The following is a 21,093-nucleotide window of genomic DNA, read 5'->3' as shown; positions in this document are numbered from 1 at the left end:
AGTCCCTGGCCCGATTTCCTCCGACAATTGTTGATAACGGACAGATTTCGCACGGATAGATGCCCGTCTGACGGGCTTCCGGGGTAGAATCGCCTCTCTGCTTTGATGTTGTAACAGGTGCTGTGCATGGAGAGGTTTCCCGCGTCGACACAATGGTTCATGCTGCTGGCGGTTTCGTTGGTGTTGGGTTTTGGTCTGCAGATTTACCATGTTCCGGCGGCGCTGCTGCTGGGGCCGATGTTGGTAGGGGTGGTGATGGGTCTGAACGGCGCCACTATCCGTATTCCCCGTCCGCTGTTTTTCGCCAGTAATGCCGTGCTGGGCTGTCTGGTGGCGCAAAGTCTCTCCCTGTCCATTCTGACGCCGCTGGTAAAAGAGTGGCCGCTGGTACTGTTTATCCTGTTGTCGACGCTGGTTGCCAGCGGGCTGTCGGGCTGGTTGCTGATGCGCTACAGCGAGCTGCCGGGCACGACCGGCACCTGGGGCGCGTCTCCGGGCGGCGCGTCGGCGATGGTGGCGATGGCGGGGGATTTCGGCGCCGATGTGCGGCTGGTGGCGTTCATGCAGTACCTGCGGGTGCTGATGGTGACCGCGGCGGCGGCGTTTGTGGCGCGCGCCAGTCTTGGACAAGGCGCACAAGCCAATAGCGCGCTGCTGGTCTGGTTCCCCTCGCTGGACTGGCGTTTCCCGGCCACGCTGGCGGTGGCGTTTAGCGGCGCCTGGATTGGGCGGCGGCTGCGCATTCCTTCCGGCCAATTGCTGGGGCCGATGATCATCGGTTCCATGCTGCATTCCACCGGTACGCTGGCGTTACAGACGCCGGAATGGCTGCTGGCGCTAGCCTATGCCCTGATTGGCTGGAGCGTCGGCCTGTCGTTTACCCGCCCCGTTTTTCTGCTGGCGCTGCGCACCCTGCCGAAAATGATGATGTCGATTGTCACGCTGATGCTGCTGTGCGGCGGGATGGCGCTGATGATAACGCATTTGTTGTCGGTGGATATCCTGACCGCCTATCTGGCGACTAGCCCCGGCGGGCTGGACTCCATTGCCATTATCGCCGCTGGTAGTCGGGTGGATATCGCGTTCGTTATCGCCATGCAGACGCTACGCCTGTTCTCCACCCTGATTTTCAGCCCGATTTTGTCACGTTACATCTCGCGCCACGCTGTGGCTGGCGCGGCGTAACCGTCGCTGGGTATAGAGCGCGTCGAGCGTGAACACCGCCAGCGCCAGCCAGATGAAGGCGAAGGTGACTAATCGGTCCGACGTGATGGTTTCGCCGTACACCAGCACCGCCAGCAGGAAGGTCAGCGTCGGCGCCAGATACTGAAAAAAGCCCAGCGTAGACAACCGCAGCCGCATGGCGGCCGAGGTAAACAACAGCAGCGGCACCGTGGTGACGATGCCTGCCGCCATCAGCAGCACATTCAGCGACATCGCGTTTTGGCTGAGGTGGCTGGTGGGCGAATCGGCCAGCCATTCCAGATAGACCAGCGCGGCGGGCAGCAGCCACAGGGTTTCGAACAGCATGCCGGTCTGGCCGTCGATAGCGATCTTTTTACGCAGCAGACCGTAAAATCCGAAACTGAAGGCCAGCGTGAGCGCGATGACCGGCAGCGAGCCGAGCGTCCACAACTGCACCAGTACGCCGCACACCGCCAGCATCATCGCCAGCCATTGCGTCGGGCGGAACCGCTCCCCGAGAAACAGCATCCCCAGCAGCACACTGACCAGCGGGTTGATGAAGTAACCCAGGCTGGCTTCCAGCATATGGTTATGGTTGACCGCCCAGATGTAAATCAGCCAGTTACAGGCCACCAGCGTGGCGGTGATCGCCAGCAGCAATAGCTGGCGCGGCCGGCGGCAGGCGTTGCGCACCACGCCCCATTTACGGCTGAGGCTCAGCAGCAACAGCATGAAAAAGAACGACCAGATAATACGGTGGCTGAGAATTTCATCAGCCGGCACTTGCCCGAGCTGTTTGAAATAAACCGGGGCAATCCCCCAGATGATATAAGCGCCGAGGGCGAACAGTACCCCCTGGCGGTGTTGTGGCATACTCATTGATTAGAAACCAGATAAACCGCAGATGAGCATCCAGTGTACCGGACCACGGCGCGGGTGTCTTGACGCTGCGTGTCGATAAATCCCTGTTCGGTGTTCCCTTTAGCCAACGATGTAGGTGGCGATGGCGCTGGCGATATGCGACTGTTTTTCGTTATGCAATTCGGCCCGCGCCACGGCGATTTTATTGCCGCCGCGCAACAGCTGGCTGGTCAGGATAAAACGTTCGCCGCGGCCGGGGCGCAGATAATCCACCCGCAGGTCGATGGTGCCCATACGCGACAGCCGCTGGTGAAGCTCCTGCTCGCTCAATGTGTCATGGCGCAGCAGCGCGCTGCCCACGCACACCAGCCCGGCAGCCACGTCCAGACCGGCGGCAATCACGCCGCCGTGCAGGATCTGCTGCAACGCGTTGCCCACCAGTTTGTTCTGATGGTGGAAACTCAGCGTGACCGCATCCGGCGAGAACGCCTCCAGCGTGAGTCCCAACTCCTGATTGAACGGCATCTGATAAATGAAAATATCGCTGACGCGCTGACGCAGCGTGTCTTGAGTGAGCGGTGTAGTAAGCATGTGTGAGCCTCTTTTCGCGCCTGTAGGGGGAGGTGGTTAATTTTTATGTATTTATAGGTTAATGAGTTGTTATTTTAGGCGCCGTTATGCTTTCTTGCTACCGCTGGTCGATATAACAACAGGAAAACTGCGCGAAGCGGGTGACCTGTGTACACTATCCGCCGTCATTTCAGTTCGTTATCCAATTCACATAACTATCTTGACCCTTTGGGAGAATACGCGCATGTATAAATCAGGTGGGATGGCTGTTGCGCTGATGCTGGCGGCGACCGCCCAGGCTCAGGAAGCCCGCGTTCAGGAAATCCATGACGCTCCGGCCGTACCGGGCAGTATTATCGCCGGGCTGCTGCAGAAACATGACACGCCGTTCATACTCTACCCTTATGAAAGCAACTACCTGCTTTACACCTACACCAGCAACATCAATAAACAGGCGATTCAGAGCTATAGCTGGGCCGACGATGCCCGTAAAGATGAAGTGAACTTTCAGCTAAGCCTCGGTTTTCCGCTGTGGCGCGGCATTGCCGGGGAAAATTCGCTGTTGGGCGCGTCTTATACCCAGCGCTCCTGGTGGCAGATGTCCAACAAGAGCGAGTCTACGCCGTTTCGTGAAACCAACTACGAACCGCAGCTCTTTCTTGGCTGGGCGACGGATTACCGTTTTGCCGGCTGGACGCTGCGCGACGTGGAGATGGGGTTCAATCACCAGTCCAACGGGCGCGCCGATCCGACCTCGCGCAGCTGGAACCGGGTCTATGCCCGCCTGATGGCGCAGAACGGCAACTGGCAGGTAGAAGTGAAACCCTGGGTTCGCCTGAGCGACAGCGATGACGACAATCCGGATATTACCCGCTATATGGGGCACTATCGGGTGCGGGTCGGCTACCACTGGGGAGACAGCATTTTCAGCGCCGAAGGACGTTATAACTGGAATTCCGGTTACGGCGGCGGCGAGCTGGGATGGAGTTACCCGATCAGCGATCATGTCCGTTTTTACACCAAGGTATTCAGCGGTTACGGCGAGTCGCTGATTGACTACAATCACCGCCAGACCCGCTACGGCATTGGCGTGACGCTCAACGACATGTTCTAGCTCTGGTCGGCAGGACTGCGGGCCGTCGCAGAAAACCCGGCGACAGACGTTGCAGTTTTGGCGGGCGGCGCTGAAAATAGCGCCTGTTTGCTTTTTTCGAAAGCGGTGAATAACTTTTTCAGGGCAGTGAATAACGTGAAAGCGGTGAAGGCGTGTCTACGGCAGAAGTATTGAATAAAGAAACGCTGGCGATGCAGGTGCTGCGTGAAACCTTCGGTTACCAGCAATTCCGGCCGGGTCAGCAGGCAATTATCAATGCCGTCATCAGCGGGCGTGACTGCCTGGTGATCATGCCGACCGGCGGGGGCAAATCCCTGTGTTATCAGATTCCGGCGCTGGTGCTGGAAGGGCTGACGTTGGTGGTGTCGCCGCTGATTTCCCTGATGAAGGATCAGGTCGATCAGTTGCAGGCTTATGGCGTGGCGGCGGCTTGCCTCAATTCCACCCAGACCCGTGAGCAGCAGCAGGAGGTGTTCAGCGCCTGTCGCCGCGGCGAACTGAAACTGCTGTACATCGCGCCGGAACGTCTCACCACCGACGGGTTTCTGGAGCAACTGACGCACTGGAACACGACGCTTATCGCCATCGACGAAGCGCACTGCATTTCCCAGTGGGGGCACGATTTTCGCCCGGAATACCGCGCGCTGGGGCAGATCAAACAACAGTTTCCCGCCCTGCCGATTGTGGCGCTGACCGCTACCGCCGATGAAACCACCCGTCAGGATATCGCCCGTCTGCTGGATTTGCGCGACCCGCTGATCAATATCAGCAGCTTTGACCGCCCCAACATCCGCTACACGCTGGTGGAAAAATTCAAACCGCTCGATCAACTGTGGCTGTTTGTGCAAGGGCAGCGCGGCAAGAGCGGCATCGTGTATTGCAACAGCCGGGCCAAGGTGGAAGACCTGTGCGCCCGGTTGCAGAACCGCGGGCTGAGCGTCGGTGCTTATCACGCCGGGCTGGAAAACGACCGTCGCGCTCAGGTGCAGGAGGCGTTTCTGCGCGATGACCTGCAGGTGGTGGTCGCCACGGTGGCGTTCGGCATGGGTATCAACAAACCGAACGTACGCTTTGTGGTGCACTTCGACATCCCACGTAATATCGAATCCTACTATCAGGAAACCGGCCGCGCCGGGCGCGACGGCCTGCCCGCCGAAGCGGCGCTGTTCTACGACCCGGCGGACATGGCCTGGCTGCGCCGCTGTCTGGAAGAAAAACCGGCCGGCATGCAGCTGGATATCGAGCGGCACAAACTGAATGCGATGGGGGCGTTTGCCGAAGCGCAGACCTGCCGCCGTCTGGTGCTGCTCAACTACTTTGGCGAAAACCGTCAGCAAGCGTGCGGCAACTGCGATGTTTGTCTCGATCCGCCCCGACGCTACGACGGGCTGGTGGACGCGCAGAAAGCGCTGTCCTGCGTCTACCGCGTCGGGCAGCGGTTCGGCATCGGTTACATCGCCGAAGTGCTGCGCGGCGCCAATAACCAGCGCATTCGCGAATTCGGTCACGACAAACTGCCGGTGTACGGCCTGGGTAAGGATAAAACGCAGGAGCAGTGGGTCAGCATCCTGCGTCAGTTGATCCACCTGGGGTTGCTGGCGCAGAACATCGCCCACCATTCCGCGTTGCAACTGACCGAGTCGGCTCGGCCGGTACTGCGCGGCGAAGTGCCGTTGCAACTGGCGGTGCCGCGCGTCATCAGCCTGAGCAAGCCGCGCGCCAGCCAGAAAACCTACGGCGGCAATTACGACCGTAAACTGTTCGCCAAACTGCGCAAACTGCGTAAATCCATCGCTGACGAAGACAATATTCCGCCGTACGTGGTGTTCAGCGACGCCACGCTGCTGGAAATGGCCGAACTGTTGCCGGTCACCGCCAGCGAGCTGCTGGCGGTCAATGGCGTCGGCCAGCGGAAACTGGAGCGATTTGGCGCCCCCTTTATGACGTTGATCCGCGATCATTTGGATAACGGCGACGATTGAGGCGTGCTCAGTCTGCTGGCCGGGTCTTCGCCTGTTCTGGCATGTAAAAAAAGGAATGAATATGTTGATGTTGTTTCTCACGGTAGCGCTGGTACACCTGATTGCGTTGATGAGTCCGGGGCCGGATTTCTTTTTCGTCTCCCAGACGGCGGTCAGCCGTTCCCGTCGTGAAGCGCTGATGGGCGTCCTGGGGATTACGCTGGGCGTGCTGGTATGGGCCGCTATCGCGCTGATGGGGCTGCATCTGCTGCTGGAGCGTATGGCGTGGCTGCACCGTCTGGTCATGATCGGCGGCGGCCTGTATCTGTGCTGGATGGGCTGGCAGATGCTGCGTTCGGCTTTGCGTAAGCGTGAACAGCAGGAAGGCGACGTGATGGTGGCATTGCCGCAGCGGGGCAAAACCTTCATGCGTGGTTTTCTGACTAACCTGTCCAACCCCAAGGCGTTGATCTATTTCGGCAGCGTGTTCTCGCTGTTTGTCGGTGACGATGTGGGCGCGGCGGCGCGCTGGGGACTGTTTGCCCTGATTTCGCTGGAAACGTTGCTGTGGTTCAGCCTGGTGGCGTTGGTGTTCGCGTTGCCGGTGATGCGCCGCGGTTATCAGCGGCTGGCGAAATGGGTGGACGGCTTGGCTGGCGTGTTGTTCACCGGGTTCGGCATCCACCTGATTATCTCGCGTTAAATTCCACCTGCCTTTTTACCACTGGCAGGCGTTCGCGGTGCTGACTCCCGGCCGGGTCGCCGGGAGTGTTGCGCTCCGGCAGCCGCTGGAGTCGGCAAGGTCAGCAAGCAAGATAGTGCGTCAACCGCGCCTGTCAGGTCGCCGTCGTTAACCCGTGTTCCGCCAGTGGAATGCATTTTTCAGCGGCATCAGGGTCCTGACCGACAAAAGCCGCCACGATAGCCCCTTCTTTCAGTAAACACAGCAGGTCAATAAAGGCTTCACTCGCCGTGGGTAAATGCTGTTGCAGCAACCGGCGCACTTTCTGCTTGTGCTCACGGCAATATTGCGCGATCGGGCTGGAAGGATCGCGGATTTCCGCCGCCGTATTGATGAAAAAGCACCCATGAAATGCGCTCAGTTCCTTAACCTCTCCCCTGAACCAGTCGGTCAGCGCATGAAACAGGCGTTGCACAACGTCATTCGGCGTCGCGGCCTGCGCCAGCGCCGAAGATAACCAGCTCATGAAGATCTGATCCCGGTACGCCAGCGTCGCGAGTACCAGCTCGTTTTTGCCGGGGAAATGGTGATAAAGGGTCTTTTTAGCGATCCCTGAAACCTCAAGCACTTCGTTGATACCGACCGAATTAATGCCTTTCTGATTGAACAATGCCAGGGCTGTAGTGATCAGTTGCTGTCGTTTGTCGTTCATAGCTGGCCTCCTGACGATATATTGACAAAGGTAGACCAATCTGTCTACTCTAAAAGTAGACCAAGTTGTCTACTTTTAGAGTCCAGGAGTAAGTCATGATAAAAAAACTGATTTTCCCGGTGGTATCGGGTGTCGGCGCAGCGCTGACCATTGGTCTGCTGTCGTATGTGGATACGCTGCAGTCAGGCTGGGTATTGCTGATGGCGCCTTTCGGCGCGACGGCGGTGCTGGTATTCGGGGTGCCGGCCAGTCCACTGGCGAAGCCCAAAAATGTGATTATGGGGCATTTTATTACGGCGTTGATTGGCGTCTGCTTTGCGCAATGGACGGGCGTCAGCCCGCTGACGCTGGCACTGGCGACCGGGTTGGCGGTTAGCGCTATGCTGCTGACGGGAACGACGCATCCGCCCGCGGGCGCGAATCCGCTGCTGATTATGCTGACAGGACAGAGCTGGTCGTTCTTGCTGGCGCCGGTGTTGATGGGCGCCGTCATCATCGTTCTGGCCGGCAAGGCGCTGAATGTTCTGCGCGCACATCCGCTCTGGCAACGGTCAGTAGCCGGCGGGGAGTAACTACGGTGAGCTATTCCGGCGGGGAGGTAGGTGGTAAGACTGCTGTCGAAAAAATCCATCTGTACCGCTCGCCGTACCTGCCGTGAGCGGTAACATCCTCAGATTCAGGCTTTGCGGGCCGTCGCCAGCAGCGCGCCGACCAGCATGAACAGCGAGCCGAAGGTCCGGTTCAGCTGTTTGAGCTGGCGCGGACCTTTCAGCCACAGCGCGATGCGCCGCGCCAGCGTGGCGTAGCCAATCATCACGATGATGTCGACCACGACGGTGGTGACGCCCAGCACCAGATACTGCATCGCCTGGGGCTGATGCGGGATAATAAACTGCGGGAACAGCGCGGCCAGAAACACGATGCTTTTCGGGTTGGTCAGATTGACCAGAATCGCCCGTTTGAACAAACGACGACGCGGCATACTGTTAGCCAGCGTTTGCAGGTCCAGCGAACCGGCGCTACGCCATTGCTGGATGCCAAGCCAGATCAGGTAAGCGGCGCCGAACCATTTCAGCAAATCAAACGCCAGCACCGACTGAGATAACAACGCCCCCAGACCGATCCCCACCAGTACGATATGAATAGCCAGGCCCAGTTGCAGCCCGGCGATGGACGCTATCGCGCCGCGGTAACCGTGGCTGATGCTGGTGCTCATGGTATTGATGGCGCCGGAACCGGGCGACAGGCTTAGAATCAATGTGGTGACGAGGTAGGTTAACCACCAGTCCTGGGTCATGGCTGAATGCTCCCTGATTGCGGTTTTTTATGCCACAATACGCCAATGCCCGTCTTTGTGCCATAGCTCACAAAAATCAATCCGTTCGGCATGATTTACCTCGGGAGAGCCTGATGAATCCTTATCCGGAGTGCCTACTGACAAGGGAATGGCAGTACGCCGCATTCGCTACCGGGCCGTTGCTGGATTTCTGGCGACAGCGTCAGGAAGGGATGTTCATCGGCGTGGATGACGTGCCGATTCGTTTCGTGCGTTTTAGCTCACTGTCGCACTCGCATCTGGTGGTGGTGTTGCCCGGCCGCACTGACAGCTACGTAAAATATGCCGAGGCGGCCTACGACCTGTTTCAGTGCGGTTACGATGTGCTGATGATGGACCACCGTGGACAAGGGCGCTCCGGCCGGTTGCTGAAAGATAGCCATCGGGGGCATGTGCGCCGCTTTTGCGATTATGTGGACGACGTGGCAATGCTATGGCAACAACAGGTGGCGCCGGGACATTATACCAAACGGTTCGCGCTGGCCCATTCGATGGGCGGCGCGATTCTGGCGCAGTTTCTGGCGCGCCAGCCGCAGACGTTCGATGCGGTCGCGCTCTGTGCGCCGATGTGCGGCATTCTGCTGCCGATGCCGCGCTGGCTGGCCTGGCGTATTCTGGACTGGGCCGAGCGTTACCCGGCGATACGGGACTATTACGCCATCGGCACCAGCCAGTGGCGTCCGTTGCCGTTTATGGTCAATGTGCTGACCCACAGCCATGCGCGTTATCGTCGCCACGTGCGTTTTTATGCCGATGACCCGGATTTGCGCATCGGCGGCCCGACCTATCACTGGGTGCGGGAGGCGCTGCAGGTGGAAACACAACTGCTGCAACAGGCGCCGGCGATCACGACGCCGTTGCTGCTGTTGCAGGCAGAAGAGGAGCGGGTGGTGGACAATGGCTGTCAGGACGCTTTTTGTCAGGCGCTGGCGACAGCCGGTCACCCGTGTGCGGATGGTCATCCTTATGTCATTCGCGGCGCCCGCCACGACATTCTGTCGGAAAAGGATGCGATGCGGGCCGAGGCCTTCGGGCGGATTTTGCGACACTTCAACGATTATCATTAATACGTCTGTGCGGCCAGGCCGCCCGGCACCAGCGGAGGTTGGATTTCAACGTATGTACCCGATTGTTGCTTCCGATTTGGATGGCACCCTGCTGTCACCCGATCACACCCTGTCACCCTATGCCAAAGAAACCCTGCGTCTGATGACGGAACAGGGCGTCCATTTTGTGTTCGCCACCGGGCGTCACCATATGGATGTGGCGCAGATCCGCGATAATCTGGCGATCAGCGCCTACATGATTACGTCTAACGGCGCGCGGGTGCATAACACCGACGGCGAGCTGATTTTCAGTCACAATCTGGACCGCGACATCGCCCACGATCTGTTCGGCATGGTGTATCACCATCCGGAAATTCTGACCCACGTTTATCGCGGCGATGAGTGGTTCCTGTGCCGCTCCCGCCCTGAAGAAGAGCGCTTTTTTACCGAGACGGTGTTCCGCTACAAACTGTTCGACCCGGAAACGCTGGGTACGGACGGCGTCGGCAAAGTGTTTTTCACCTGTGAAGATCACGACAAGCTGCTGCCGTTGGAAGAAGCGCTCAACGCGCGCTGGGGCGACCGGGTGAACGTCAGCTTCTCCACCCTGAGCTGTCTGGAAGTGATGGCGGGCGGCGTATCCAAAGGTCATGCGCTGGAGCAGGTCGCCAAAATCCTCGGTCATACCATCAAAGACTGCATCGCCTTCGGCGACGGCATGAACGACTATGAAATGCTGTCGATGGCGGGCAAAGGCTGCATCATGAGCAATGCCCACCAGCGACTGAAGGATATGCTGCCGAACAACGAGGTGATTGGCACCAACATCGATCAGGCGGTGCCAAAATACCTGCGTCGTCTTTATCTCTGAGACGGCCGGGAATCCTGCGGTGAATGCAGGAACGACACGGCTTTGTCGGGGAAGTCGGTGAACAGGCCGTCGACATCGGCCTGACGGTAGAGCAGCGCATAGAGCGCGTTCACGTCGGCGACGTACTTCGGCAACCGGTCAGCCCGCACCGTGTAGGGGTGCACCACCATGCCGCTGGCGTGCGCCTCTTTCACCAGCGGACTGACGGCGACCTTGCCCGCGTCGCCGCTGAGCAGCATGTGATAGTCGGGGCCGACGCCGTCGGCGTAGCGGGCGATTTTCTGCATCGCGCCCGGTTTGAGCATCCAGTCGTAGTCATAGTTGACCCAGCGGCCGTCGGGTTGTTGCTGCTGGGTTTCCTGCCAGCGGGTTTCGGCGATCAGTTGCACCAGTTTCAGGTCCATCCCCAGCGCCGGTTCCAGTTCGGTTTTGATGCGTTGCAGCTCGCTGGCGTCAAAGCATTGCAGGTAAACCCGGTCGCTTTTTTGGCTGTAACCGTACTGTTTGAGCACCTCCAGCACCGCGCGGGATATATCTTTGCCCTCCTGACGGTGGAACCACGGCGCTTTGATTTCCGGGTAGATGCCGATGTTTTTGCCGGTCGAGTGGTTCAGCCCCTGAATGAATTCGATTTCATCCTGAAAGGTGTGAATGCGAAAGTCCGATTTGCCCATCGGGAAGCGATTCGGGTAGCTCTGCACCGGCTTGCCGTCTTTCAGGTCAAACCCTTCGGTGAATTTAAGCGAACGGATTTCCGCCAGCGTAAAATCGATGGCGTAGTAACGGCCGTCAGCCCGCGCCCGGCCGGGGAAACGCTCGGCGACGTCGATGACGCGGTCAAGGTAGTGATCGTGCAGCACCACCAGCGCGTTGTCCCTGGTCATGACCAGATCCTGCTCCAGATAGTCCGCGCCCTGCGCGTACGCCATCGCCTTGGCGGGCAGGGTATGTTCCGGCAGGTAGCCGCTGGCGCCCCGGTGGGCAATCACGATTTTATCGCCGGTCTGCGCCAGCACGGAGAGGGACATCGCCAGCGTCATGCCGGCCAGTAAAGGCTTGAACAGAGGATTCATGTCAGCGTCCTTTTTCAGTGGGAGAAAGAAAAGCTGTGTGAGTCGATGTGTTGAAAATAGCGTTGATAACTCCCCGCCGGCCCGGCATGGTCCGGCGGGGATAAAGCGCATGGTTACCGTCGTCAGTAAACCACGGCTGGATGACAGAATCAGGCGCGTTGCGCCAGTTCTTGCTTGTGTTTCTTCTCGTTGATCATGGTCAGGATCAACAACAGTACCGCCAGTACGCTGCCGCCGATCATCACCAGGAAGCCGCCGTTCCAGCCGAAGAAGTCTACGGTGTAGCCGACGATGGCGCTGGCTGCCACCGAACCGCCCAGGTAACCGAACAGGCCGGTGAAGCCGGCGGCGGTGCCGGCGGCTTTCTTCGGCGCCAGTTCCAGCGCATGCAGGCCGATCAACATCACCGGGCCGTAGATCAGGAAGCCGATGACGATCATGCAGAGCATGTCCACGCCGGGGTTGCCCGCCGGATTCAGCCAGTACACGATAGTGGCGATGGTCACCAGACTCATGAAGAACACGCCGGTGGCGCCGCGGTTGCCCTTGAACACCTTGTCGGACATCCAGCCGCACAGCAGCGTGCCTGGAATACCGGCGTATTCATACAGGAAATAGGCCAGCGAAGACTTATCCAGCGCAAAGTGCTTCACCTCTTTGAGATAGGTCGGCGACCAGTCGAGAATGCCGTAACGCAGCAGGTAGACGAACACGTTGGCAAAGGCGATGTACCACAACAGTTTGTTGGGGAACACGTACTGCATGAAGATTTCTTTGGCGGTCAGCTCCTGTTCGTCTTTCTCGCTGTAATCCACCGGATAATCGTTTTTGTATTCTTCGATCGGCGGCAGACCGCAGGACTGCGGCGTGTCGCGCATCATGGCGAAGGCGAACAGCGCCACCAGAATGGCGGCGAACGCCGGCATATAGAGCGCGGCTTTCCAGTCATTGAACCAGGCCATCCCCAGCAGGAACAGCAGCGGCGGGATGCCGCCGCCCACGTTGTGGGCGCAGTTCCAGACGGAGACGATGCCGCCGCGTTCTTTCTGCGACCACCAGTGCACCATGGTACGGCCGCACGGCGGCCAGCCCATGCCCTGGAACCAGCCACAGACGAACAGCAACACGAACATCACCATGATGCTGGAAGTCGCCCACGGTACGAAGCCCATAAACAGCATCACCGCCGCCGCCAGAATCAGGCCGGCGGGCAGGAAGACACGCGGGTTGGAGCGGTCGGATACCGAACCCATGATGAATTTGGAAAACCCGTAGGCGATGGAAATGCCGGACAGCGCGAAACCCAGATCACCCTTTGAGAACCCCTGCTCGACCAGATAAGGCATCGCCAGCGCGAAGTTCTTTCTGACCAGATAGTAGGCGGCGTAGCCGAAAAAGATCCCCAGAAAAATTTGCCAGCGCAGACGACGGTAGAGCGGATCCACCCGATGTTCCTCTACGCGCGGACGATGTGCCGCAGGCTTGAAAATACTCAGCATAAATAAACGATCCCCGATAGTTATGTTCTATAACGCTCGCCAGCGTAGCGAATACGCGTGATGTTCAGTGTGAGTAAACGCGCAATTGTTACACTTTTATGACGAGGTGGGTCATTTTGAGCTGTGAGTAACACAAATGAAATAACCATTTTTCATTTCTGAGTGATTTGAATCACATATTTGTCGTCTCATCATCGTTTAATTTTCGTTTTTTGAGTGTTTTTGTTCTTTATCAATCATTGTGGCGGCGGTTTGTGTCCCACTACATACAGACATGATCCGGATTGAGGTGGGACGGTAATGGCGAACAACGGTTTGCGACGTGAAACGGATGTGGTGATTATCGGCGGCGGCGCCACCGGCGCGGGGACCGCCCGTGACTGCGCGTTGCGCGGTTTGCGGTGCCTGCTGCTGGAACGGCACGACATCGCCACCGGCGCCACCGGTCGTAATCATGGGTTGTTACACAGCGGGGCGCGCTATGCGGTCACCGATGCGGAGTCCGCTCGCGAATGCATTGAAGAAAACCAGATATTGCGACGCATCGCCCGCCACTGCATTGAGCCGACCGACGGCCTGTTTCTGACGCTACCGCAGGATGACCTCGACTATCAGGCGCGGTTTGTCGCCGCCTGCCGACAGGCGGGGATCCCGGCGCAGGCGATCGATCCGCAGGAGGCGCTGCGGCTGGAGCCGGCCGCCAATCCAGCCTTGATCGGCGCAGTGAGGGTGCCGGACGGTACCGTGGATCCGTTCCGGCTGACCGCCGCCAATATGATCGACGCCTGCGAACATGGCGCGGAAGTGCTGACCTACCACGAAGTGATCGGGTTGATTCGCCAGGGCGATCGTGTCACCGGCGTGCGCGTTTTCGACCACAAACGCCATGTCGCCAGTGAAATTTATGCGCAGGTGGTGGTGAACGCGGGCGGCATCTGGGGGCAGCGCATCGCTGAGTACGCCGATCTGACTGTGCGCATGTTTCCAGCCAAGGGCGCGCTGCTGATTCTGGGGCACCGCATCAACAACCGGGTGATCAACCGCTGCCGTAAACCGGCGGACGCCGACATTCTGGTGCCGGGCGACACTATTTCGCTGATTGGCACCACCTCGACCCGCATCGACTATGACCAAATTGACCACATGACCGTTACCCCGGCGGAAGTCGATACCCTGATCCGCGAAGGCAGTCTGCTGGCGCCGCAACTGGCGCAAACCCGCATTCTGCGTGCCTACGCCGGGGTGCGGCCGCTGGTGGCGAGCGACAACGACCCGTCCGGGCGCAGCGTCAGCCGCGGCATTGTGCTGCTGGACCACGCCAGCCGGGACGGGCTGGAAGGGTTTGTCACCATCACCGGCGGCAAGCTGATGACCTACCGGCTGATGGCGGAATGGGTGACGGACAAAGTATGCGAAAAGCTCGGCCACCGGGCCGAATGCGCCACCGCGTCACGGCCGTTGCCGGGATCGGAAACGCCGAATCCGGACACGCCGCAGGCCGCATCGGCGCTGTCGGCGCCGTTGCGCGGTTCTGCGATTTATCGCCACGGGCATCGCGCCGCGCCGCTGGTGTCCGGCCAGCGGGTGGACAGCAGTCTGGTGTGCGAATGTGAAGCGGTGACGGCGGGCGAGGTGCGTTATGCGGTGGAGTCGCTGCAGGTCAACAACCTGACTGACCTGCGCCGCCGTACCCGCGTCGGCATGGGCACCTGTCAGGGGGAACTGTGCGCCTGTCGCGCGGCCGGTCTGTTGTGCCGGCTGGGACAGTCCACGCCGCATCAGGCGGTGTCGCAACTGAGCCAGTTTCTCAACGAGCGCTGGAAAGGCATGCGCCCCATCGCGTGGGGGCACACGCTGCGGGAAAGCGAATTTACCAGCTGGATTTATCAGGGGCTGTGCGGGCTGACCGAAAGCCGGGAGCAGGAGAACAGCGATGCGTTATGACGTGGTGATAATTGGCGGCGGGTTGGCCGGGTTAGCCTGCGGCATTCGCCTGCAGGAGCAGGGTAAACGCTGCGCCGTGGTCAGCGTCGGGCAAAGCGCGCTGACCTTTGCGTCCGGCGCGCTGGATCTGCTGGCGACGCTGCCGGACGGCACGGCGGTCGACCAGCCGTTAGCGGCGCTGGATGCGCTGGCGGCGCAGGCGCCGCATCATCCTTATACCCTGATGGGTAAGGCGCGCGTAAACCAACTGGCGTCGGACGCCGAAGCGTTGCTGGCGCGCTGCGGGTTGTGGCTGCGAGGGGAAAGCGGGGGCAATCATCAGCGTCTTACGCCGTTGGGCAAGTGGCATCCGTGCTGGCTGAGCCCGTCGGATAGCGTAACGCGCGGCCTGCCGGGGTCGCCGGCGTGGCGTCAGCCGCTGGTCGCCGGTATCGACGGCTTTATGGATTTTCAATCCCGGCTGGTGGCCGGGGAACTGCAAGCGCAGGGGATTGCCGCCCGCGCCGACGATCTGCACTTGCCGTTGCTGGATGCGTTGCGGCAAAACCCCAGCGAGTTTCGTTCGCTGAATCTTGCCCGGGTGCTGGATACCCCGGTGGGCGTGGCGGCGCTGGCGGAAGAGCTGCTGACGCGATCGAACGGCAATGACGCGGTGATACTACCCGCTTGTATCGGGCCGGACGCGCAGGCGCGGCTAAATGCCGCGCTGGGTAAACCGGTGGGACTGCTGGCGACGCTGCCGCCGTCGTTGCCGGGCATGCAGTTGCATCAGGCGCTGCTGGGCCGCTTTCGTCAGATTGGCGGCACCGTGATGCCGGGGGACCGGGTGTTGTCGGCGCAGCCGCAAGAAGACGGCGTGGCGCTGTATACCCGCAGCCACGGCGAAATACCGCTGCGAGCCGGTCATGTGGTGCTGGCGAGCGGCAGTTTTTTCAGCAACGGTCTGGTGGCCGAGCGCGATCGGGTGGTGGAACCGGTGTTCGGGCTGGACGTGGATTTCCTGCCCACGCATGAAGACTGGAGTCGGCCGAATCTGTTCGCCGCTCAGCCGTACCTGCAATTCGGCGTAATGGTGGATGAATGCCTGCACCCGGCTATCAGCGGCCGTGTCCAGCCCCGTTTGTACGCGATTGGTTCGGTATTACGCGGGTATGACCCGTTGCGTCAGGGGTGCGGCGGCGGGGTGTCGCTGTTGACCGCGTTGTACGCCGCTGAAATGATCGTAAGGGAGAGCCTGTGATGAGCCGGTCTGACACCAGTTTCGAAAACTGCATCAAATGCACCGTCTGCACCACCGCCTGCCCGGTGGCGCGCGTCAATCCGCTCTATCCGGGGCCGAAGCAGGCTGGGCCGGATGGCGAACGGCTACGGCGTAAAGACCCGGCGTTGTTTGATGAAGCGCTGAAGTATTGCACCAACTGCAAGCGGTGCGAGGTAGCCTGCCCGTCGGATGTGCACATCGGCGACATCATCCAGCGCGCCAAAGCCAGCCATAGCCAGCATCGCCCGACGCTGCGCGACGCCATTCTCAGCCACACGGATCTGATGGGTACCGTCGCCACGCCGTTTGCGCCGCTGGTGAACACCCTCACCGGGTTAAAACCGATGCGCCAACTGCTGGATAAGGCGTTGAAAATCGACCATCGCCGCCAGTTGCCGCGCTATTCCCACGGCACTTTCCGCAGCTGGTATCGCCAGCAGGCGGCGCATCAGTTGCAATTTGCCGAACAGGTCGCCTATTTTCACGGCTGCTACGTCAACTACAACCACCCGCAGCTGGGGCGCGATCTGATTCGTGTGTTTAACGCGATGGGGGTCGGGGTGCAGCTGCTGACCAAAGAGAAGTGCTGCGGCGTGGCGCTGATCGCCAACCGTTTTCTCGACAAGGCGCGCAAGCAGGCGCGTTTCAACCTGGCTTCGCTGGATGACGCCATCAACAGCCGGGGGCTGCCGGTCATCGCCACCTCGTCCAGTTGCACTTTTACGCTGCGCGATGAATATCCCCATCTGCTGGGGCTGGACAACCAGCATGTGCGCGACGGTATCGAACTGGCGACGCGTCACCTTTATCGCTTGCTGGAACAGGGCCGGACGCTGCCGTTGCAGCCTTTGCCGCTGCGGGTGGTGTATCACACCCCTTGCCATCTGGAGCGTATGGGGTGGACCGCGTATACCCTCGAACTGCTGCGGCGGATTCCAGGGCTGGAGTTGCAGGTGCTGGATTCCCAGTGTTGCGGCATCGCCGGGACCTATGGTTTCAAGAAGGAAAACTACGATACCGCGCAGGGGATTGGCGCGCCTTTGTTCCGGCAGATTGACGCGAGCGGCGCCGATCTGGTGATCACGGATTGCGAAACCTGCAAATGGCAGATTGAAATGTCCACCGGCAAACCCTGCGAACATCCCTTCAGCCTACTGGCTAAAGCGCTGCCGGCGTAAATGGTTTTAGTGGGGCCGCCCTCGCTGTTTTTTCCAGGAGAGGGCGGCCGTTTTTCTATTCCCGCGCATTACACATGGTTAAATGTTAATCATTTGATTCTGAAAAAATAATCTTGTATGCCTGTAGCGAAATGACTGGAATGTCAGGCGGGCTGGCCTTCTCAGGCATGATTTTTCTTTGAGTTGAACAAAAAAACGCTTTACAGATGCAAATGATAATGATTATTATTGCCATGCGTTCCGGGAAAGCCTAATGAATCCATCCTTGTGACTCATCGCGGTTTTGCTGTGAAGGCACGACATTGCTCACATTGCTTCCAGTATTACTTAGCCAGCTCGGGTGCTGGCTTTTTTTTATCCTGAATTTTTAGGAATCCGGTTTCCAATTTGTTTGTCGCTGCGCGACGTTAAAAATTTCTCCCGGAAATTTTTTATGGCGGGCCATCCCTGGCCGCCACCCTTCGGGCCGTCGCTGCGCGACGTTGAAAATTTCTCCCGGAAATTTTTTATGGCGGACCATCCCTGGCCGCCACCCTTCGGGCCGTCGTTGCACGACGTTAAAAATTTCTCCCGGAAATTTTTTGAATAGAGCGGTGAGTTTTTTCGGCTTTCTTATTCTCCGGCGGCCGCTAGACTGAAAAAAAACGTTGGAGGAACGTCACATGATTTATTTACGCAAAGCACAAGATCGCGGTCATGCCAATCACGGCTGGCTCGACAGCTGGCATACTTTTTCATTCGCTGATTACTACGACCCTGATTTCATGGGCTTTTCCGCGCTGCGGGTGATCAATGAAGACCGTATCGAGGGCGGCCAGGGTTTTGGAACCCACCCGCACCGGGATATGGAAATTCTCACCTATGTGCTGGAAGGCACGGTGGAACATCAGGACAGCATGGGCAACAAAGAGCAGATCCCGGCGGGCGAGTTTCAGATCATGAGCGCCGGCACCGGGATCCGTCACTCGGAGTACAACGCCAGTCAGGACAAATTGCTGCACCTGTACCAGATCTGGGTGATCCCGGAAAAAACCGGCCTGACGCCGCGTTACGAGCAGCGCCGTTTTGATGCGCCGCAGGGCCGCCAACTGGTGCTGTCGCCGGATGCCCGCGACGGGTCGCTGAAGGTGTTTCAGGACATGACGCTGTGGCGCTGGGCGCTGAAATCGCAGGAAGCGTCGAGCTATCAGGCCCAGCAGGGGCGTCAGCTGTGGATTCAGGTGGTGCGCGGCGCCATTGAGATCAACGGTCAGCAGGCCAACGCCAGCGACGCGCTGGCTATCTGGGATGAGGATTCCATCACCGTGCGCGCCAGCGAAGACAGCGAAATCCTGCTGTTTGACCTGCCGCCGGTAAAATGACGGCGGCGGCGTTTACCAAGGCGATCCCATGCCGGATCGCCTCGTTTGCCCCCAGTTCACGGTAGTACAGCGGAGGCCCAGCCTCCGCGACCAAACCGCCTGGGGTTGAGGCTGCCTGGCCTTGTGCTGCTGATAGTTAATTAATCGGTACTCCCTTACGCGCCAACTGTTGCCGCCAGTTGTTGTCCCAGTTTTTCTGATGGACATCATTCGCCGAGCCGTCACGAGGGGCGTAGCGGGCACGATTTCTGGTCAGGAGTTCTGTTCCGATATCAATGGTTTGGGCGTAGTTGTCCCGGTTAAAGGAGATAATGGCGTTAGGACTTTCAGCCTCGAAGAGCGCGATTTGGGCATCGGCCAGTTTATTCGCCTGATCCACCAGCTCACGGGATGAATTCAGCGCCTGTTCCAGCCGCTGAATCTGTTCCAGGTTCAGCCCTTGTGCTCCGGTCACTACGAGCCTGTTGTACTTACTCACGCTGAAACCGAAAGTCGCTCCCTTTAAATCCGGGTTATCTTTGCCGAGTTGTTCCAGAAAAGACATATAAGTCGGCTCAATCTGAGCAGACGCCGAACGCAGGTTGAGTGTCGCCTGGTCCACGGTTTTCATCCGCTCGGCCCAGGTATCAGTCGGCGTCATCAATTTGGCATACTCTTCTTCGCTGAGCGCATCGGGAACCTGAAGCGCAATGCCTTCCGAGATAGTTACCTGATTAGAGGTAGCGTCACCCGATTTTCGCGCTTCAATATATGCCTGATATTTACTGAGGGCTTCTGCGCTGATATTGACATCCTGACGTTCAATTTTTACTTCGTCCGCGACAGCCCCGCTATTATCGACTTGTTGTTCCGCCGTGCTGTGCGTTACCCGCCAACTCTGTCCTGACTGTGGGTCTGCCACCGTGTACGATCCAAATGTAGGAATACTATTCATATTCTTTGCTCCTGTTCGCCAGGCGTTTGCGCTGTGCAACAACGTCTGCCTGCAACTCGAATTATTTAGGGTATATATTCATAAATGAAATAATACGGTAGACCTTTTATCGCAGAAGGCGAGTGTAGCACTCTGTTTCAGTCCGTCATTCCGAAGGCGCGGCGCTGAAATAGCCTGTCTCTGCATGAAATTATGGAACATTTCCACCGGCTTGTTTTTGTGACGTAAGCTGGAATGTAACATTAATGCGCGATGCTATTTATAATAAAAAATCATTTATTGTCGGATTTTTATTAATATAAAAATCGTCATTTATTGGCGATATATACTCATTCGTTGTTGGTTATAATTAATAACCAGCAAACAATAAAAATCAAAATAATATAATGGGTATTATTTGCGCGACTTCACCATGCCTGATTTTATGTCCTGTGTTCAAGTACATATTCTGCTAACCATTTCTCTAGTACAATCGGCGTTTTCAGCCACGGGGATGTCAACGGATGATAAAGAAAAAAAGGCCGGGACTTCAGGATGTCGCCGACCGGGTCGGGGTGACCAAAATGACGGTCAGCCGCTATTTGCGCAACCCCGAGCAGGTGTCCGCGGCGCTGAGAGGCAAAATCGCCGCCGTACTGGATGAACTGGGGTACATTCCCAACCGAACGCCGCACATTCTCGCCAATTCCACCAGCCGGGCGATCGGCGTGCTGTTGCCGTCGCTTACCAACCAGGTGTTCGCCGAGGTGTTGCGCGGCATCGAAAAAGTGGCGGAAGCGCAGGGATATCAAACCATGCTGGCGCATTACGGTTATCAGCCGGAAATGGAAGAGCGACGTTTGATGTCATTGCTGGCCTACAACATTGACGGACTGATCCTCGCCGAGCGCAATCATACCGCCCGCACCCGTCAGATGATCGCCGTGGCCGGGATCCCGGTGGTGGAGTTGATGGATTCCGTGTCGCCCTGTCTCGATATGGCGGTGGGGTTCGATAATGTGGACGCCGCGCGCCAGATGACGCGTTACATGATCGCGCGCGGTCGCCGCCATGTGGTGTATCTCGGCGCGCGTCAGGACGAACGCACGCTGATGAAACAGCAAGGTTACGCGCAGGCGATGGCCGAAGCCGGTCTTGCCAGCTACAGCGTGATGAGCGAAAGCCCGTCGTCCTATACGCTGGGCGGAGAACTGTTGCGCCGGGCGCAGGCGGAATACCCGCAGGTGGACAGCCTGTTCTGCACCAACGATGACCTGGCTATCGGCGCCATGTTCGAGTGCCAGCGGCAGGGGGTGCGCGTTCCCGAACAGATGGGCATCGCCGGTTTCCACGGTCACGATATCGGCCAGACCACAGTACCGCGGCTGACCAGCGTATTGACGCCGCGTAAGCGCATTGGCGAAGTCGGCGCTGCGCAGCTGCTGGCGCGTCTGCATGGGGAAACGTTGCCGACGGCCAGCGTGGACGTCGGCTTTACTCTGCAGGTGGGAGAGAGCGTCTAGGCT

General features: G+C 58.7%; 19 protein-coding genes. 12 read left to right on the top strand and 7 right to left on the bottom strand.

Going from position 1 to position 21,093, the window contains the following annotated elements; genetic code table 11:
- Nucleotides 1–126 precede the first annotated feature (126 nt).
- On the top strand, nucleotides 127–1,185 hold the full coding sequence (locus CPA59_RS21100; RefSeq protein ID WP_038920483.1) for an AbrB family transcriptional regulator: 1,059 nt from the start codon (nucleotides 127–129) through the stop codon (nucleotides 1,183–1,185).
- Here CPA59_RS21100 and rarD read toward each other — a convergent pair.
- Nucleotides 1,144–2,064 (bottom strand): EamA family transporter RarD, encoded by a 921-nt coding sequence (gene rarD / locus CPA59_RS21095; RefSeq protein WP_038920482.1) that lies wholly within the window; start codon nucleotides 2,062–2,064, stop codon nucleotides 1,144–1,146. The genes CPA59_RS21100 and rarD overlap by 42 nt on opposite strands.
- 102 nt (nucleotides 2,065–2,166) lie before the next feature.
- Nucleotides 2,167–2,637, bottom strand: coding sequence for a thioesterase family protein (locus CPA59_RS21090; protein ID WP_038920481.1), 471 nt, complete (start codon nucleotides 2,635–2,637; stop codon nucleotides 2,167–2,169).
- Nucleotides 2,638–2,860: 223 nt separating this feature from the next.
- Between CPA59_RS21090 and pldA the strand changes: the two genes are divergently transcribed.
- The 3 genes from pldA (at nucleotide 2,861) to rhtC (ending at nucleotide 6,394) form a co-directional block, all read left to right on the top strand.
- The gene (gene pldA / locus CPA59_RS21085; RefSeq protein WP_049854256.1) at nucleotides 2,861–3,730 is read left to right on the top strand and encodes a phospholipase A; all 870 of its coding nucleotides are present in this window, start codon (nucleotides 2,861–2,863) and stop codon (nucleotides 3,728–3,730) included.
- A 152-nt stretch (nucleotides 3,731–3,882) separates the two neighbouring features.
- Complete coding sequence (recQ, locus tag CPA59_RS21080) at nucleotides 3,883–5,712, top strand: ATP-dependent DNA helicase RecQ (RefSeq protein ID WP_038664763.1); 1,830 nt, start codon at nucleotides 3,883–3,885, stop codon at nucleotides 5,710–5,712.
- Between the two features lie 61 nt (nucleotides 5,713–5,773).
- Nucleotides 5,774–6,394 (top strand): threonine export protein RhtC, encoded by a 621-nt coding sequence (gene rhtC / locus CPA59_RS21075; protein WP_038664766.1) that lies wholly within the window; start codon nucleotides 5,774–5,776, stop codon nucleotides 6,392–6,394.
- A 133-nt stretch (nucleotides 6,395–6,527) separates the two neighbouring features.
- On the opposite strand, the gene CPA59_RS21070 is transcribed toward rhtC, so the two are convergent.
- Nucleotides 6,528–7,085, bottom strand: a complete 558-nt coding sequence (locus CPA59_RS21070) for a TetR/AcrR family transcriptional regulator (RefSeq protein ID WP_049854255.1) — start codon at nucleotides 7,083–7,085, stop codon at nucleotides 6,528–6,530.
- 95 nt (nucleotides 7,086–7,180) lie between these two features.
- Here CPA59_RS21070 and CPA59_RS21065 point away from each other — a divergent pair, with 95 nt between their 5' ends.
- Nucleotides 7,181–7,657: an HPP family protein gene (locus CPA59_RS21065; RefSeq protein ID WP_049854254.1), complete on the top strand. Its 477-nt coding sequence runs from the start codon at nucleotides 7,181–7,183 to the stop codon at nucleotides 7,655–7,657.
- 104 nt (nucleotides 7,658–7,761) lie between these two features.
- Here CPA59_RS21065 and rhtB read toward each other — a convergent pair whose 3' ends face one another.
- Complete coding sequence (gene rhtB, locus CPA59_RS21060) at nucleotides 7,762–8,382, bottom strand: homoserine/homoserine lactone efflux protein (RefSeq protein WP_038664774.1); 621 nt, start codon at nucleotides 8,380–8,382, stop codon at nucleotides 7,762–7,764.
- Between the two features lie 113 nt (nucleotides 8,383–8,495).
- On the opposite strand from rhtB, the gene pldB reads away from it, so the two are divergent.
- The gene (gene pldB, locus CPA59_RS21055; protein WP_107760648.1) at nucleotides 8,496–9,488 is read left to right on the top strand and encodes a lysophospholipase L2; all 993 of its coding nucleotides are present in this window, start codon (nucleotides 8,496–8,498) and stop codon (nucleotides 9,486–9,488) included.
- 52 nt (nucleotides 9,489–9,540) lie between these two features.
- The gene (gene yigL / locus CPA59_RS21050) at nucleotides 9,541–10,338 is read left to right on the top strand and encodes a sugar/pyridoxal phosphate phosphatase YigL (protein ID WP_038920476.1); all 798 of its coding nucleotides are present in this window, start codon (nucleotides 9,541–9,543) and stop codon (nucleotides 10,336–10,338) included.
- On the opposite strand, the gene glpQ is transcribed toward yigL, so the two are convergent.
- Nucleotides 10,329–11,411, bottom strand: a complete 1,083-nt coding sequence (gene glpQ, locus CPA59_RS21045; protein ID WP_107760646.1) for a glycerophosphodiester phosphodiesterase — start codon at nucleotides 11,409–11,411, stop codon at nucleotides 10,329–10,331. The two genes, yigL and glpQ, sit on opposite strands and share 10 nt — an antisense overlap.
- Nucleotides 11,412–11,560: 149 nt before the next feature.
- Complete coding sequence (gene glpT / locus CPA59_RS21040) at nucleotides 11,561–12,910, bottom strand: glycerol-3-phosphate transporter (protein WP_100850258.1); 1,350 nt, start codon at nucleotides 12,908–12,910, stop codon at nucleotides 11,561–11,563.
- A gap of 300 nt (nucleotides 12,911–13,210) precedes the next feature.
- Between glpT and glpA the strand changes: the two genes are divergently transcribed.
- From glpA to CPA59_RS21015, 4 genes are all read left to right on the top strand, one after another.
- Entirely contained in the window at nucleotides 13,211–14,854 is a 1,644-nt protein-coding gene (glpA, locus tag CPA59_RS21035; RefSeq protein ID WP_038920473.1) for an anaerobic glycerol-3-phosphate dehydrogenase subunit A, read from the top strand.
- Nucleotides 14,844–16,094 carry a glycerol-3-phosphate dehydrogenase subunit GlpB gene (glpB, locus tag CPA59_RS21030; RefSeq protein ID WP_107760644.1) on the top strand — a complete coding sequence of 417 codons (1,251 nt, stop codon included), beginning with the start codon at nucleotides 14,844–14,846 and terminating at the stop codon, nucleotides 16,092–16,094. Before glpA ends, glpB begins: the two co-directional genes overlap by 11 nt.
- Complete coding sequence (glpC, locus tag CPA59_RS21025; RefSeq protein ID WP_038920471.1) at nucleotides 16,094–17,293, top strand: anaerobic glycerol-3-phosphate dehydrogenase subunit GlpC; 1,200 nt, start codon at nucleotides 16,094–16,096, stop codon at nucleotides 17,291–17,293. The genes glpB and glpC overlap by 1 nt, the downstream gene beginning before the upstream one ends.
- Nucleotides 17,294–17,955: 662 nt before the next feature.
- Nucleotides 17,956–18,654, top strand: a complete 699-nt coding sequence (locus CPA59_RS21015; RefSeq protein ID WP_038920470.1) for a pirin family protein — start codon at nucleotides 17,956–17,958, stop codon at nucleotides 18,652–18,654.
- A gap of 136 nt (nucleotides 18,655–18,790) precedes the next feature.
- Here the strand turns inward: CPA59_RS21015 and CPA59_RS21010 are convergent, their stop codons facing one another.
- On the bottom strand, nucleotides 18,791–19,588 hold the full coding sequence (locus CPA59_RS21010; protein WP_107760642.1) for a hypothetical protein: 798 nt from the start codon (nucleotides 19,586–19,588) through the stop codon (nucleotides 18,791–18,793).
- Nucleotides 19,589–20,091: 503 nt separating this feature from the next.
- Here CPA59_RS21010 and gntR point away from each other — a divergent pair.
- Nucleotides 20,092–21,090, top strand: a complete 999-nt coding sequence (gntR, locus tag CPA59_RS21005; RefSeq protein ID WP_022635213.1) for a gluconate operon transcriptional repressor GntR — start codon at nucleotides 20,092–20,094, stop codon at nucleotides 21,088–21,090.
- Nucleotides 21,091–21,093 lie beyond the last annotated feature (3 nt).

The sequence above is a fragment of the Dickeya sp. Secpp 1600 genome (assembly GCF_003049805.1).
Classification (GTDB): Bacteria; Pseudomonadota; Gammaproteobacteria; order Enterobacterales; family Enterobacteriaceae; genus Dickeya; species Dickeya fangzhongdai.
The sequence above is the reverse complement of the archived record's forward strand: the minus strand, read 5'-3'. Positions and strand labels throughout refer to the sequence as shown.

Coding starts and splice junctions, on each gene's coding strand:
- CPA59_RS21100 (WP_038920483.1), top strand. CDS start 127: ATGGAGAGGTTTCCCGCGTCGACACAATGGTTCATGCTGCTGGCGGTT.
- rarD (WP_038920482.1), bottom strand. CDS start 2,064: ATGAGTATGCCACAACACCGCCAGGGGGTACTGTTCGCCCTCGGCGCT.
- CPA59_RS21090 (WP_038920481.1), bottom strand. CDS start 2,637: ATGCTTACTACACCGCTCACTCAAGACACGCTGCGTCAGCGCGTCAGC.
- pldA (WP_049854256.1), top strand. CDS start 2,861: ATGTATAAATCAGGTGGGATGGCTGTTGCGCTGATGCTGGCGGCGACC.
- rhtC (WP_038664766.1), top strand. CDS start 5,774: ATGTTGATGTTGTTTCTCACGGTAGCGCTGGTACACCTGATTGCGTTG.
- CPA59_RS21070 (WP_049854255.1), bottom strand. CDS start 7,085: ATGAACGACAAACGACAGCAACTGATCACTACAGCCCTGGCATTGTTC.
- CPA59_RS21065 (WP_049854254.1), top strand. CDS start 7,181: ATGATAAAAAAACTGATTTTCCCGGTGGTATCGGGTGTCGGCGCAGCG.
- rhtB (WP_038664774.1), bottom strand. CDS start 8,382: ATGACCCAGGACTGGTGGTTAACCTACCTCGTCACCACATTGATTCTA.
- pldB (WP_107760648.1), top strand. CDS start 8,496: ATGAATCCTTATCCGGAGTGCCTACTGACAAGGGAATGGCAGTACGCC.
- yigL (WP_038920476.1), top strand. CDS start 9,541: ATGTACCCGATTGTTGCTTCCGATTTGGATGGCACCCTGCTGTCACCC.
- glpQ (WP_107760646.1), bottom strand. CDS start 11,411: ATGAATCCTCTGTTCAAGCCTTTACTGGCCGGCATGACGCTGGCGATG.
- glpT (WP_100850258.1), bottom strand. CDS start 12,910: ATGCTGAGTATTTTCAAGCCTGCGGCACATCGTCCGCGCGTAGAGGAA.
- glpA (WP_038920473.1), top strand. CDS start 13,211: ATGGCGAACAACGGTTTGCGACGTGAAACGGATGTGGTGATTATCGGC.
- glpB (WP_107760644.1), top strand. CDS start 14,844: ATGCGTTATGACGTGGTGATAATTGGCGGCGGGTTGGCCGGGTTAGCC.
- glpC (WP_038920471.1), top strand. CDS start 16,094: ATGAGCCGGTCTGACACCAGTTTCGAAAACTGCATCAAATGCACCGTC.
- CPA59_RS21015 (WP_038920470.1), top strand. CDS start 17,956: ATGATTTATTTACGCAAAGCACAAGATCGCGGTCATGCCAATCACGGC.
- CPA59_RS21010 (WP_107760642.1), bottom strand. CDS start 19,588: ATGAATAGTATTCCTACATTTGGATCGTACACGGTGGCAGACCCACAG.
- gntR (WP_022635213.1), top strand. CDS start 20,092: ATGATAAAGAAAAAAAGGCCGGGACTTCAGGATGTCGCCGACCGGGTC.